Origin of the sequence: Actinoplanes sp. NPDC049668, from assembly GCF_044465445.1 — a bacterium.
Classification (GTDB): domain Bacteria; phylum Actinomycetota; class Actinomycetes; order Mycobacteriales; family Micromonosporaceae; genus Actinoplanes.
The window spans coordinates 648,762-660,774 of record NZ_JBITLR010000005.1 but is presented as its reverse complement, the minus strand read 5'-3'; the positions used below and the strand labels follow the sequence as shown (position 1 = coordinate 660,774).

The following is a 12,013-nucleotide window of genomic DNA, read 5'->3' as shown; positions in this document are numbered from 1 at the left end:
ATAGACGCCGATCGGTAGGCGGTTAACGGACCACCACGGCCGTCACGGAACGGACGTTGTCCGAGTCCCGGGTGGCCGTGAAGACGACGCTGGCCGGCCGGCGGAACTTGCAGGCGTGGACGCCGCCCTCGTAGTAGCAGCTCACGGCGTTGGCGGGGGAGTACGCCAGCATGCCGGGCCCGAGGTTGACCACCCGCAGCGTCGCGCCGAGCCGCAGACACGGCGACCACCAGGGCATCTCCTCGGTGGTATCGAGGTCCACCACACTGCCCGCGGGCTTGCAGGCCGTCGACGGCTTACCGGGTACGGACGCGGGTACCCGGACGGCCAGCTCCCGGGCGTCCAGGGTGAGGCGCACGGTGCCGGTGCGGATCAGCCGGCACTGGTAGGTGCCCGCCGCGTAGAAGCAGTCGACCTTGTCGGCGGGCCGGGCGACCAGCGACCCGGGCCCGATGTTGACGACGCGCACGACCCCGCCGACCGCGATGCACAGCGGCGGCAGCTTGCCGGGCGACGCGGCGTCGACGGTGTGGACCACCGCACCCTTACAAGCGGCGGATTTGGCGGTCGCGGCAGCGCGTGCGGCGGTGGTCGCCGCAGCGGGCGCGGCAGCCGGCACAGCAGCGGGCACAGCGGCGGGCACAGCGGCGGGTGCTGCGGCGGGTGCTGCGGGGGCTGCCGCGGCAGGCGCGGCAGCGGGTGTAGAAGTGGACAGCGTCCCGGCCGCAGTGGCTGCGCCGGCGGTGCCGGCCAGCACCAGCGTGAGTCCGAACAGCACGGCCGTGCCGAACCGGTGGCGATATGTTGAGATGCGCATGAGGGCGTTCACTCCTTCTTCGTGGGTCTGTCCTCTTGTCCGTCCCACCGCGACCGGCTTTCGTTCACCGTCGCTCGAAATTGCTTTCACAAATCCGATATATCGCAGATAGCAGCCTCATGCGGCGAAACCGGTCAAGCGAGTCCGTCCATTGCGGACACGGGCAGGTTGATTCGCCGTCGCTTGGATCGGCGATGACCACTACGCTGGGTGCTCCGGAGAACTACGGGGGTACCGATGCCTGAGCTGGCGGGCGGAAACGACGAGGAAGCCGCGCCGGAGAAGCAGGCCGCCGAACACGTCGGCTTTCTCGAGCGGCTGGAGCGGCGCCCAGGGCTGCTCGGCGCGGTCGCGCTGGCCACGTTCGCCGCGATCCTCGTCGGGGTGCTCGCCGCGGTGCCCGACTGGCGCGAGATGGTCGCCGGTGACGATCCTGCTCCCGCCGCCGGGGCGGCGATCTCCCCGGCCTCCGCGATCCCGTCGCTGATCCCGTCGGACGGGCCGGCGCTCAGCGCCATCGACCTGGTCGTCCGGGATCCCCAGAAAACCGGCGAACCCGACGACCTCGATGCGCCCATTACGCCGCCCTCGGTGGAGATCACCGTGCACAACCGGGGTACCCGGCGTTCGGTTACCACCCGGATCGTCGCCACCGTCGAGGACTCGGCGGTTATCAAGCTGTGCGACGCGCAGGGAAGCACGGTCCCGGTATCCGCGACCTACGACCTCGTCCTGCCGCCGCGGCCCGCCGCCGGCACCGCGTTCCAGGTGCCGGTCAGCCAGCAGCAGGGCCCGGACGAGGCCGACCGCTTCGCGCTGCGCGTCGGCACCTCCAAGCGGGAGTCACCCAGGCACCTGCACCTCTACCGGCTCCGGTTCGAGCTGGTGGCCGACGGGCAGCAGACCAAGGTTCCCGCCGGCACCGCGGTCGTGACGGTCCCGGAGACCCTGGCCGAGGGCGACGGCTACTTCTGGAGCGAGGCATACGACAGTGGTCGGATCGATCTCAGTAACTACCCCGGCGGGGCGAACGTCACCGCCTGCATGAAGGCCAACAGCGCGGTCCTGAACAGGCTCCTGTCAAAGGACGCCGCGCTGTCGCCCGAACTGACCGAAGCCAAGGCGAAGCTGCGGCTCTGACCTGTTGGGGTCAGAAGGCCGAGGTGTCGACGATGCGGTCGGCGCGCTCGCGCGCCCGGTCGGCCGCGAAGAACGCGTCCTCCTCGCGCATCCACCGCTCCCACAGCGCCTCCCGGCCGGGAAAGCCGCTGTCCCGGGCGAGGCCGCGGGCCAGCCTCAGCTCGGCGGGCGCCTCGACCCAGACCGCGTACGCCAGCCGCCCGACCGTGTCCCGGCGGGTGCAGGTGACGCCCTCGAGGATGACCGTCGGCGCCCACCGCAGCGTCTTCCAGCCGCCGAGGCTCGACCCGTACCAGTCGCTCCAGTCCCGGGCCTGGTAGACCGCGTCCCGCCCGGCCAGCAGCGGCGCGAGGACCTGCTCGTCGAAGCGCGTCCACCACCCGTCGAAGCGGTCCCACGACACGAAGTCGTCGATCTCGACGACGGGCGCGTCCAGCAGACCCGACAGCCGGGCCGCGAGGAAACTCTTGCCGGTCCCGCTCCGCCCGTCGACCCCGACGATCCGGATGCCGCGGACCGGTTCCCGCTCGCGGACGGCTGCGGCTATCTGCTCGGCGATCATCCTTCATGTGTACGCCGGGAGCGCCACGCGGCGCCCCCGGCGTCCTCACCTCACTGGTAGGGCAGGGTCACGGTGGACAGCGCGCCCAGCGACACCGTGCTCGGCGCGGAGCCGATGGCGCTCCAGATCTCCACCTTCACGGTGCCGTTCGCCAGGTTGCCGAAGGCGCCCGTCGCGGTGACCTGGCCGACGGCGTCGGTGTACCGCTCCCACCCGGTGACCGGGTCGGTGGCGAAGTAGCGGTACGTCTCGACCCGGTCGAAGCCGCCGTCGCCGGTCAGGTCGTACGAGACGCGGACCTGGGTGGCGTTGCCGACCGAGGTGCCCGCGTCCACCGAGAAGCCGAACGCGGTCGCGGCGCTCGCGCGGTACGCCAGGTTGAGCCCGGTCGCGGTGAACGTGGTCGGCGAGTGCGGCTGGTTGTCGTTGGCGCCGGACGCCTTGGCGACGGTCGCCGTTCCGGCCGTACCCGCGGCGCCGGCCAGCGCGCCACCCGCCTGCAGGTACCGGACCGCGCCGCCGCCGGTCGGCGGGCTGGTCGTGGTCGGCGTCGGCGTCGGGGTGGTCGGCGTCGGTGTCGGCGTCGGGCTGGTGGTCGTGGGTGTCGGCGTCGGGTTGATGCCGCCGCCGGTCGCGTTGCCGCCGGACCAGTTCACCGCGCCGCTGGCGACCGTGCGCCCGGCCGGCAGCGTCAGCACCTTGCCGTCGGAGAACGTCACCGTCAGCGCCGCGTTGGTGATGTTCGACGCGACGTACGTCTTGGCGCCGTTCTTGCTGAACACCCGGTACAGCGGGTGGTTGGCGGTGACGCCGAGGTCGGTCGTGCCGAGGGCGGCGAGGTTGCGGATCCAGTGGAACGTGTGCGCCTTGGTCTCGCCCTCCTCGGGGGTGTAGCCGCTGTTGGCCCGGAACTTGGCCAGCGCCGCGTCGCCGTCGCCGAGGGCCAGGTACTGCCAGGCGATGTCCTGCCAGAGCGCCGGCTCGTGCCCGGCGTTGGTGACCATCTCGGCGTAGTTGCGCCGCACGTACGCGGGGTCGTTGCCCATGTAGAAGTGCCCGCCGGTGACCGGCAGCATGTTGATGCCGTGGATCTGCTCGGGCGCCGAGGCGAACCAGGTGGCGTACGCGCCGCCGTCGCCCCAGACCATGCCGACGGTGCCGTGGCCGAACGCCGACGGGAAGTTCTCGTTGGTGGTGTCGAACCAGTACTCGTTGATCGCGGCCGACTGCGTCGTCCAGATGAAGATGCCGGCGTCGCGGATCGCGGTGTTGCCGGTGGCCTGCCCCCACTGGATCAGGCCGTTGGCGAAGTTCATCCCCTCCGAGGAGGACTCCTGGTTGTTGCCGGCGAAGAACGCGCCGTGCCCGGCCGCCCAGTCGTGCCCGGCGTAGATGTCGAAGTCCCGCAGGTACGGGAACCGGTTGTCGCCGCGGTCGTAGTTGTTGGCGTCGCGGATCAGCAGGTCCACCATGCCGCCGTAGCTGGAGTTCGCCGCCCAGGACGGGTCGAACTTCGCGAGGGTCGCGGCGGCGGCGATGAAGTAGCCGTAGTGGAAGTGGTGGTCGTTGAGCTCGGCGTCGGAGCCGTACGACGCGGGGTAGCCGATCAGCGTGCCCCAGTTGCGGTCGTAGTAGAACAGCTTCTCCGTCTTGCCGGCCGAGGCGGTGAACCAGTCGGTCAGCCGGGCGCGGATGGCCGCGAGCGCGGTGTCGCGGACGTCGGTGCGGCCGAGCTGGTCGGCGATCTCCGCGATCCGGGCGCCGATGCCCAGCGCCTTGCCGGTCCAGTAGGTGTCGTTCTTCGTGACGTTGACCGGGTTGGCCTTGACCTGGTCGAGGTAGGCGTTGAGCGTGGTCAGGTCGGCGCCGGCGCTGTCGGCCACCGCGGGCACCTCGGGCAGCACGCCCTGGTAGACCGCGGAGGTGGTGTAGGACGTGGCACCGACGAGGTTCTTCATGGCGCCACGGGCGGTGACGTAGGTCTGCGCGATGGGCGTCGCGCCGGTCAGCGCCCGCCACTGATGCGGGTAGAGGCCGACGACGGTCCCGGTGCCGGAACCCTCGCGCGCGGTGGTGGTGTACGTGTACGTGGTGGCGACCCGGCTGGTGGCCTGGTTGTACGCGTACGACACCCGGGTGCCGGTGACGTGGTTGTGCGCGTACGTGCCGTAGCTGGTGGCCAGGGTGGTCTTGTCCGCGACGCTGGTGGCCGGCGTGGTCGGCAGCACCGCGATGGAGTAGTAGCCCTTGCCGGCCAGGTTGGAGGTGATGACGGTGCCGCTGACCGACCAGGTGGCCCCGCTCGGCGCGTACGCGACGTAGTCCTTGCCGGCCACCGACCAGCCGATCCGGGATCCGCTGTTGGACCAGACGGTCGGGGTGCTCTTGGTGGTGATCTGGGCGTTGCCGCCGGTGACCTGGAAGTACGCGAACGGCAGGCCGTGTCCGATGGTCGCCTTCATGGTCCGGGTGCCGTCACTCCAGTACGGCGTGACGGTCCAGTCGGTCCAGGAGTCGACCAGGGTGCGCGGCGCGTTCAGCCCGGCCACCCCGGCGGTGAAGTCCTCCTGGTAGATGTAGTGGTACTCGCCGACGCCGGTGGCCGAGCCGCTGATCTGCGGCGTGGTGTTGTAGGAGAACCCCAGCCCGCCCGCGGTCGTGTCGTAGCTCGTCGGGTGCGCGTGCAGGTTCTCGCTGTACGCGCAGTCGAACTTCTTGTAGACCAGCGACGACCACCAGTCGTTGGTCGGCACCGGGCCGGCCGGCGCGTTGGCGGTCATGAACTGGCGTGGATTGGTGGCCAGGTCTCCGCAGCCGACCGGCAGTCCCGCTCCGGCCGGCAGGGTCTCGGTGTAGCTGCCCGCGCCGACGGTGGCCGCGTCGGCCGTGCCGACGAGCGCCACCGCCCCGAGCCCGGCCGTGACGGCAGCGATCACCGCGAGCGCGAGGGCCCGGCCGGGACCTCTGCCTGGTCTTGTACGTCCGACGACGGATCCCATGACGCCTCCATTGACCTAGTTCGCTGCGATCACCTCCGTGAGAGCGCTCTCACGATGCTGAAACTGTAAATTTCGACATCATGTTTCGTCAATGTTTTCAATTTCTTAACAACGTGTTCCGGGGCCGGGTTTCACCCCTGGCGAAGGGTGTCCGGGCCCGGGCGCCGGTTCAGACTGGCGGTCATGGACTCCACCTATCCGTACCAGCCGGCCGGTGTCGTCGCCCGCGATCGCGGGCACACCCTGTTCGCGCAGACGATGGCCTACGTCGCGGGGACCACGGGCCTGTTCGCGCTCGGCGCGTACCTCGGCCGGAACCTCTCCAGCGGACTCGCCTTCGTCGCGTACCTCGTGGCGTTCGCCGCGTTGATCGCCATGCAGTTCACCGTCCGCAAGTCACGGCAGACGACGGTCGCGCTGCTCGCCGCGTTCGGCCTGCTGATGGGGGTGGCGCTGGCGCCGACGCTGGTCTACTACGCCAACACCGACCCGCAGGCGCTCTGGCAGGCCGGCGCCGCGACGGCGCTGTTCGTCGCGGCGTTCGGTGCGGCGGGATACGCCACCCGGCGTGACCTCACGGCCCTGGCCCGGGTGTGCTTCTGGGCGCTGGTGGCCCTGCTCGTCTTCGGCATCGTGCTGATCTTCGTGAACATCCCGTACGGGTCGCTGATCTACTCCGTGCTGGGTCTGGTGATCTTCGCCGGATTCATCATGTTCGACTTCCAGCGGTTGCGGCGCTCCCGCGACGTCGACTCCGCGCCGCTGCTGGCGGCGTCGATCTTCCTCGACATCCTCAACGTGTTCCTGTTCTTCCTGCGGATCTTCCGCGGCGGCAACCGCTGACGCCCGGGCCGGTCAGAACGTGACCGGCAGGGCGGCCAGCCGGTGGCCGATCGGCACGGTCGGCATCCAGTCCGGCGTCCGGTACGCGGGCCGCAGTCCGGGGCAGCGCCGGAGCAGGATCCGCAGGCACTCGTCGGTCTCCATCCTGGCGAGCGCCGCGCCCAGGCAGTAGTACGTGCCCATACCGAAGCTGAGCACCCGGCTGCGGGTACGGGAGATGTCGAAGACGTCCGGGTCGGCGAACACCTCCGGGTCGCGGTTCGCGGCCATCAGCGCCAGGTAGACGTGCCGGCCGGCCGGGACGGTGTGCCCGGCCAGCTCGACCGGCTCGGTGGTGACCCGGCCGATGACGCCGGCCGGGCCGTCGCAGCGCAGCATCTCCTCGACGGCGGCCGGCGTCAGTTCCGGATCGGCGCGCAGCCGGGCCAGCTGGTCCGGGTTCTCGAACAGCAGCACCAGGCCGTTGGCGATCAGGTTCGCGGTGGTCTCGTGCCCGGCGAACAGCAGCAGCACGCAGTTGGCCACCGCCTCGTCCTCGGTGACGATGCCCGCCGCCTCGGCCGCCATGAACGCGCTCAGCACGTCCTGGCCCGGGGCGCGGCGCCGTTCCGCGGCGATGACCCGCAGGTAGTCGTGCATCTCGAGCATGCTGCGCTGCGCCTGGCGCAGCTGGCCGACGTCGTCGCTGCCGAAGACCGGCAGGATGTCGCGCGACCACGCCTGCAGCTGCTCCCGGTCGCTGACCGGCATGCCGAGCAGCTCGGCGATCACGTTAGCCGGCAGCGGGTACGCCAGGTCGCTCACCACGTCCATCCGGCCCTTCGGCGCGACGGCGTCCAGCAGCTCCTCGGTGAACTCGCGCACCCGGGGCCGCAGCCGGTCCACCATGGCCGGGGTGAAGTAGCGCTTGAGCAGCTGCTGGAAGCGGACGTGGTCGGCCGGGACGGTGTGCCCCATCCACATCTCGATGGACCGGCGCACCGGCGCCAGCTCCTCCTGCTCGGCCGGGGTCAGGCGCTGCAGGACCCGCGCCATGTTGGCGCTGTCCATCCGCCTGTCGCGCAGCGCGGCGCTGATGTCCGCGTACCGGGTGAGCAGGTAGGCGTCGAGCTGTGGCAGCCACGAGAGTGGACTCTCGGCGCGGACCCGGTGCAGGAACCCGTCGGGGTTCGCGATCGCCTCGGGGGTGAACAGGTCGTATTCCCGTACTGTCGCCGCGTGGTCGCTCATGGTGGCGATTCTGGCCGAATCCAATGATCGCTATCTATGCCCGAATCGACGATGGGCGGCAAGTTCCAGCTCATCGCCGATCTATAAACTCCGCGGCCATGGGTGCATCGGAGTGGAGCCGCAAGGTTCCGTACCAGGCGGACCTGGCCGCCGCGCTGCGGCAGGCGCGCGACGACGCGTACCGGGAGGGCGACTACTACCGCGTCGAGCCCGATCCGCGGGCCCGGCGCATCGGTGAGCAGGAGTACATCGCCGCCGAGGTCGCCGCGATGCGCGAGACGTGGGTCGAGGTGTTCGGCGAGGAGAACGCCGGTGACCCGGACGACGAGATGGCCCGGGTCGCCTGGCGCGCCGCCCAGATCGAGGTGACCGGCCCGGACTCGCTGCTGGCGTCGCAGCCGTTCTCGGGCACCCACTCGGTCATCGACATGACGGGAGTCGCCGACCGGCCCGACGGCGGCAAGGTGGCACCCCTGCCCGCCGACGAGCTGGACTGACCCGGATCAGCCGATGCAGGAGCGGTAGGCCTGGCCGTACTTCGCGTCCTTCGCCGAGTCGGCGCTGGCCACGTAGCTCTTGCCGCCGAAGCCGTAGCCCGCGGACGCGCCGGTCGTCGCGTCCACCTGGTACAGGCGGCGGCCGTCCGTGCACTCGAACGCGCTCACGTACCGGACCTGCCCGCCCGGCCCGGCGCAGCCGGCCTGCGCCTTGCCCTCGTCGACCACCTTGCCCGGCTGGAACACCTCGGCGCAGGCCGTCGCCGCCGCGGCCTTGCCCGCCGGCGCGCCGGCGAGGTTGAGGTCGAGCTTCACGCCGTGGTTGGCGCAGGCGGTCTGCAGGCCGGTGGTGTGCGCGGTGAGCGGGCCGAGGTAGACCACGGCGCCGGCGCCCGGGTCCTTGCCGAGCTTCTGGATCTGCGACACCACGTCGATCAGGGACGTGCCGTGCTCGCGGATGTCGTCGTGGCGGGACTCCTCGAACTGTGCCCGCGCCGCGGCGTACTCGGCGCCGGTCATCGGCGCGCCGGCGCCGCCCTGCACGGCGTCGGCGTGCTCGCGCATCACGTTGCAGGCGGCGACCCCGGGGTCCTGTTTGATCAACCGGTCGTAGGCGAACCAGCCGCCGGCGGCCACCAGGACGACGGCGAGCACGCCGCCGATCAGGATCCAGCGCCGGTCACGCCGCGCCGGCGGGGCGGGCTCGGTCGGCATATCGGTACCCGGCTCGGAGGCGGGGACGATGGGCGTGCTCATGGGGACAGTCCTTCCAGAAGGGCTCGGCCGCATCGCAGTCTGAACACCGCACGCCGATTTCGCAAAAATCCGCATTCGTCCTACCCGGACGGATTACCCCGAGAGCCTTAACACGCGGCCGGCAGGGACGATCTCCGCCCGGCGGCCGGTCCCAGGGGCGCGACGCCGCATCCACCGGCCCGCTGTGCCGGTCAGCCACGATGCCGCGTCTGTGGACCGCGCTGCCCGTACCTGATGGCGGTCTGATGTTCGGAGCGCCGCTACTTCCTCCGGTCGACGAGGTCGCCCACCTCGGTCCGGGACGACACGCCGAGCTTGCGCAGGATGTTGGAGACGTGGACGGCGGCGGTCTTCGGCGAGATGTAGAGGCGCCGGGCCAGCTCCGCGTTCGTCAGCCCGTCGCTGATCAGCACCGCGACCTCCCGCTCGCGGGGCGTCAGCGCGGCCGGCCCGGTCACGGCCGGCGGCGCGTCGACCGGGGCCATGCCCAGCCGGGCGCGGACCGCGGCGAGCTGGGCCACCCGCCAGCCACGCCAGTCGGCCAGCAGGTGCGCGGCGGCCGCCACCTGCGCGGCGGCCTCCTCGCGCCGGTCGCCGGCGAGCAGGCAGCGGGCGGCACCGACGCGCACGGTGCCGCGGTTCGCCGGCCCGAGGATGTGCGCCTCGGCGACCGACAGGTAGCCCGCGAGGGCCTCGGCGTGCCGGCCGCGCGCCTCCGCCAGCTGGGCGTCGACCAGCGTCCGGTACGCGTCCCACACCTCGGCGTCGAGCAGCGTCGCGGCCAGCCGGTCGAGCCGGTCCGCGGGCAGGCCGAGCTCCAGCGCGGCGGAGATCAGGTCGTGCGCCTGTTCGCCGCTGCGCCACGTCTCCCCGGCCATGGCCGCGACGAGGTCGTCCATCGTCGCCTCGGCGCGCGGCAGGTCGCCGCGGCGGCAGGCGAGGTGGAACGCGAGCCCGGGAACCGTGGTCGGCGCGTTGCTGGGCAGCGCGGCCAGGTCGCCGACGAGGCCTTCGACCCGGTCCAGCTCGCCGGCCTCGAGGTAGAGCCCGGCGAGGAAGACGCCGTGGTAGTCGGCCCAGCGGCCCACCCGCCGGTAGCCGCGGTCCTGCTCGCGCCCCTCCTCGAGGGCCGCGATCGCGGCGCCGAGGTCGCCGGCCCGCAGCGCGAGCCGGGCCCGGCCCTGGAAGTACGTGGCCACCGCGAGCGACTCGAAGCCGGCCCGCTCGGCGTCGACCCGCATGCGCTCCAGGGTCTCGGCGTGCTCGGCCGGCGAGCTGGGCGGCTCGCCCTGCACGAGCTCCTTGAGGGCGCGCGCGGCCAGCACCCACTCGCCCGCCTTCTCGGCCTCGTCGACCAGCGCGGACAGGATCTCCCGGCCGGCGGCGGCGGTCTGCGGGCGTTCCGTGAGCGTCGCGCCCTTCTCCATCAGCGCGGCCCGGCGTACCTCGGGCAGGTCGAACTCGTCCGCCAGCGCCAGCGCCCGGTCGGACCAGAGCAGGGCGGCGTCGAGGTCGTCGCGCAGGTACGCCGACTGCGCGACCGCGGTGATCGCCCGGGCCTGATCGGCGCCGGGCGGCAGCCGCGCGATCAGCGTCTCGATGTCGCGGGTCAGCGTGACCATCTCGTCGGTCTCGCGGAACTCCCAGGCGAGGCGGACCAGCAGGTACAGCGACTCGGCCCGTTCGGTCGGCGTGCCGGCGAGGTCCCGCCAGCGCCGGCCGTGGCGCAGGGCGTCGTCGAGCAGCCCGGCCAGCCACGCCGCCCGGGCCGCGGCGGCGAGCAGCTCGGTGTCCTCGGGCGCCTCGTCGAGGCCCATCTCGGCCAGCTGCAGTGCCTGGTAGGCGGAGCCGATGGAGAGGTACAGCGCGGCGCCGCGGCGGGCCGCGGCGACCATGTCGTCGTAGCGGCCGGCGCCGCGGGCGTGGTGCGCCACCATGGCCGGGTCGGACGAGCCGCCGCCCAGGAGCACGTCGAGCGCCGTCTCGTGCAGGCGGCGGCGCTGCCGGCCGAGCATCTGGTCGGCGATCGCCTCGCGCACCAGCGCGTGCCGGAACGCGAACTCGTCCTCGCCGGACTCGACCAGGACGTCCCGGGTGACCAGGTCTCGCAGCACGGCGATGAGCTCGTCCTCGCCCGCGCCGGTGACGGCGGCGAGCAGGTCGAACGGGATCCGGTGGCCGAGCACTGTCGCCGCCTCGACGACGCGGTGGCTGAGCGGGTCGAGGTCGTCGACCTGGCGGCGCAGCACGTCGGCGAGGCTCCACGGCAGCCGCTGCTCGACCAGCGCCTCGACGTCGTACCCGGGCGCCGCGCGCAGCAGCTCCTCCAGGAAGAACGGGTTGCCGCCGGTGCGGTGGTGCAGGGCCGTCGCGGCCCGCGGCGGCGCGGGGGCGCCGGTGACCGCCGCCAGCAACGCCGCGGTCTGCGCGGGCGTGAGGCGGTTCAGGCTCACGTGCGTGACGGCGTGCCGGCGCTCCAGCCGGGCCAGCAGCCCGGCGATCGGCAGCCGGTGGGTCACGTCGCCGGGCCGGTACGTCCCGATGAGCAGCCGCGGCCCGCGCTGGTCGGCGATCCGCTCGAACAGCGCCGCGCTCTCCGAGTCGGCCCAGTGCAGGTCGTCGAAGACGATGACCGCGGGCGCGTCGCCGATCAGGTCGTCCAGGACGGCGAGGCCGGCGTGCAGCCGCTCGACCGGGCTGCGCCGCGGGTCGGCCAGCGCCGCCAGCTGCTCCTCGTCGACCTCCGGCCGGCCGTCGATGGCGTCCAGCAGCACCTCGTACGGCCGGGACAGCGACCCGGGCTCGGCCTGCCCGACCAGCGTCACGGTCCCCGCCGGCACCGCCGCCAGCAGCTCGCGCACCAGCCGGGTCTTCCCGATGCCCGGCTCGCCCGCGATGATCGCGACCGCCGGCTCCGGCGCCGAGGCGAGCCGCGCCAGCCGGCGCAGCTCGCCGTCCCGCCCGATCATCACCGGGCTGGCACCGCCACGGATGGTTCGCACGCCGCCAGGGTACCGGTGGGCTGCCCGCGCACCGCCCGGGCCTTGCGGGCTCGGCGGGCCGCGCGGGCGAGTGCGAGCAGGCGGCCCTGGCCGGCCTCCGCGATCAGCTCACGGTGGCGGGCGTTCGACAGAACCAGGGTCAGGTCCGGGTGCATGAACATCGCTTT

Annotated in this window: 10 protein-coding genes; 3 read left to right on the top strand and 7 right to left on the bottom strand. The window is 72.4% G+C overall.

The window, feature by feature from the left end; genetic code table 11:
- Positions 1 to 22: 22 nt before the first annotated feature.
- Positions 23 to 538, bottom strand: a complete 516-nt coding sequence (locus ACIBSW_RS24215) for a hypothetical protein (protein ID WP_354722469.1) — start codon at positions 536 to 538, stop codon at positions 23 to 25.
- A 516-nt stretch (positions 539 to 1,054) separates the two neighbouring features.
- On the opposite strand from ACIBSW_RS24215, the gene ACIBSW_RS24210 reads away from it, so the two are divergent.
- Positions 1,055 to 1,957 (top strand): hypothetical protein, encoded by a 903-nt coding sequence (locus ACIBSW_RS24210; RefSeq protein ID WP_354722470.1) that lies wholly within the window; start codon positions 1,055 to 1,057, stop codon positions 1,955 to 1,957.
- A 10-nt stretch (positions 1,958 to 1,967) separates the two neighbouring features.
- On the opposite strand, the gene ACIBSW_RS24205 is transcribed toward ACIBSW_RS24210, so the two are convergent.
- Positions 1,968 to 2,519 (bottom strand): hypothetical protein, encoded by a 552-nt coding sequence (locus ACIBSW_RS24205; RefSeq protein WP_354722471.1) that lies wholly within the window; start codon positions 2,517 to 2,519, stop codon positions 1,968 to 1,970.
- A gap of 50 nt (positions 2,520 to 2,569) precedes the next feature.
- Positions 2,570 to 5,518 (bottom strand): glycosyl hydrolase, encoded by a 2,949-nt coding sequence (locus ACIBSW_RS24200; RefSeq protein ID WP_354722472.1) that lies wholly within the window; start codon positions 5,516 to 5,518, stop codon positions 2,570 to 2,572.
- Between the two features lie 183 nt (positions 5,519 to 5,701).
- Here ACIBSW_RS24200 and ACIBSW_RS24195 point away from each other — a divergent pair, with 183 nt between their 5' ends.
- Positions 5,702 to 6,361: a Bax inhibitor-1 family protein gene (locus ACIBSW_RS24195; protein WP_354722473.1), complete on the top strand. Its 660-nt coding sequence runs from the start codon at positions 5,702 to 5,704 to the stop codon at positions 6,359 to 6,361.
- A 12-nt stretch (positions 6,362 to 6,373) separates the two neighbouring features.
- On the opposite strand, the gene ACIBSW_RS24190 is transcribed toward ACIBSW_RS24195, so the two are convergent.
- Positions 6,374 to 7,591, bottom strand: coding sequence for a cytochrome P450 (locus tag ACIBSW_RS24190; RefSeq protein ID WP_354722474.1), 1,218 nt, complete (start codon positions 7,589 to 7,591; stop codon positions 6,374 to 6,376).
- Between the two features lie 98 nt (positions 7,592 to 7,689).
- Between ACIBSW_RS24190 and ACIBSW_RS24185 the strand changes: the two genes are divergently transcribed.
- Entirely contained in the window at positions 7,690 to 8,088 is a 399-nt protein-coding gene (locus tag ACIBSW_RS24185) for a hypothetical protein (RefSeq protein WP_354722475.1), read from the top strand.
- A gap of 6 nt (positions 8,089 to 8,094) precedes the next feature.
- On the opposite strand, the gene ACIBSW_RS24180 is transcribed toward ACIBSW_RS24185, so the two are convergent.
- The 3 genes from ACIBSW_RS24180 to ACIBSW_RS24170 all read right to left on the bottom strand — a co-directional run bounded on the left by ACIBSW_RS24180 (position 8,095) and on the right by ACIBSW_RS24170 (position 12,007).
- Entirely contained in the window at positions 8,095 to 8,844 is a 750-nt protein-coding gene (locus tag ACIBSW_RS24180; protein ID WP_354722476.1) for a hypothetical protein, read from the bottom strand.
- 260 nt (positions 8,845 to 9,104) lie between these two features.
- Positions 9,105 to 11,846 (bottom strand): AAA family ATPase, encoded by a 2,742-nt coding sequence (locus ACIBSW_RS24175; RefSeq protein WP_354722477.1) that lies wholly within the window; start codon positions 11,844 to 11,846, stop codon positions 9,105 to 9,107.
- A complete protein-coding gene (locus ACIBSW_RS24170) occupies positions 11,813 to 12,007 on the bottom strand; it encodes a hypothetical protein (RefSeq protein ID WP_354722478.1) in 195 nt (64 codons plus the stop codon). The genes ACIBSW_RS24175 and ACIBSW_RS24170 overlap by 34 nt, the downstream gene beginning before the upstream one ends.
- Positions 12,008 to 12,013 lie beyond the last annotated feature (6 nt).

Excerpts from the sequence above, each read along its gene's own strand:
- ACIBSW_RS24210 (WP_354722470.1), top strand. The coding sequence starts at position 1,055 with ATGCCTGAGCTGGCGGGCGGAAACGACGAGGAAGCCGCGCCGGAGAAG.
- ACIBSW_RS24185 (WP_354722475.1), top strand. The coding sequence starts at position 7,690 with ATGGGTGCATCGGAGTGGAGCCGCAAGGTTCCGTACCAGGCGGACCTG.
- ACIBSW_RS24180 (WP_354722476.1), bottom strand. The coding sequence starts at position 8,844 with ATGAGCACGCCCATCGTCCCCGCCTCCGAGCCGGGTACCGATATGCCG.
- ACIBSW_RS24195 (WP_354722473.1), top strand. The coding sequence starts at position 5,702 with ATGGACTCCACCTATCCGTACCAGCCGGCCGGTGTCGTCGCCCGCGAT.
- ACIBSW_RS24190 (WP_354722474.1), bottom strand. The coding sequence starts at position 7,591 with ATGAGCGACCACGCGGCGACAGTACGGGAATACGACCTGTTCACCCCC.
- ACIBSW_RS24205 (WP_354722471.1), bottom strand. The coding sequence starts at position 2,519 with ATGATCGCCGAGCAGATAGCCGCAGCCGTCCGCGAGCGGGAACCGGTC.
- ACIBSW_RS24170 (WP_354722478.1), bottom strand. The coding sequence starts at position 12,007 with ATGTTCATGCACCCGGACCTGACCCTGGTTCTGTCGAACGCCCGCCAC.
- ACIBSW_RS24200 (WP_354722472.1), bottom strand. The coding sequence starts at position 5,518 with ATGGGATCCGTCGTCGGACGTACAAGACCAGGCAGAGGTCCCGGCCGG.